Here is a 609-nt window from a genome sequence, read left to right as displayed (position 1 = left end):
CTCGTTTTCTCACGCGGGCTTGGCTATGACGACGAACTTGTTCTCTTCGCGCTTGATGAACTTGATCAGCCCGCGCAGGCCGCCGAGCCCTTCCATGACGGAGAACACCGGGATGAGGGCGAGCACGACGATCGGCTCCCACCAGCGCCGCCTGCCGTTCGCCGAGACCAGGGCGTTGAGCCGCAGCCCCTCCCAGTACGTCCAGATGACGTACGCGAAGTTGAGCGCCCACATGATCACGACGGACTGGGCCACGGGCGAGGTGTTGAAGTCGCCGATGAGCCAGGCCACGAAGACCACGGTCGCGATGTGCTGGAGCGGGCCGAAGACCCAGGTGGCCACGCAGAGCAGCAGGAACCAGCGGTACCGGAACGGCACCGTGCGGTTGAAGCACAGCGCGACCAGGCCCCACGCCCAGCGCTCGCGCTGCTTGATGAAGTCCCTGGTGGTGGCCGGGGAGGCGCCGTAGCAGCGGCCGTTGAACCAGTCGCTGCGGCCCGGGTACTCGCGGCAGAACGCCAGCGCCAGCTGCGCGTCCTCGACGATGGCCTTCGGGCCGAAGTCCCAGCCGATGGTCGCCTCTATGGAGGCGCGGAGCAGCAGCAGCTC

1 protein-coding gene is annotated in these 609 nt (G+C 67.3%); it reads right to left on the bottom strand.

Annotated elements, in window-relative coordinates; translation table 11 throughout:
* Positions 1-9 precede the first annotated feature (9 nt).
* Positions 10-609: glycosyltransferase family 2 protein (locus tag CTZ28_RS46435; RefSeq protein ID WP_147481322.1), on the bottom strand; the 600-nt coding region annotated here is incomplete at its 5' end.

Source organism: Streptomyces shenzhenensis, from assembly GCF_003688995.1.
Taxonomy (GTDB): Bacteria; Actinomycetota; Actinomycetes; order Streptomycetales; family Streptomycetaceae; genus Streptomyces; species Streptomyces shenzhenensis_A.
The sequence above is the reverse complement of the archived record's forward strand: the minus strand, read 5'-3'. Positions and strand labels throughout refer to the sequence as shown.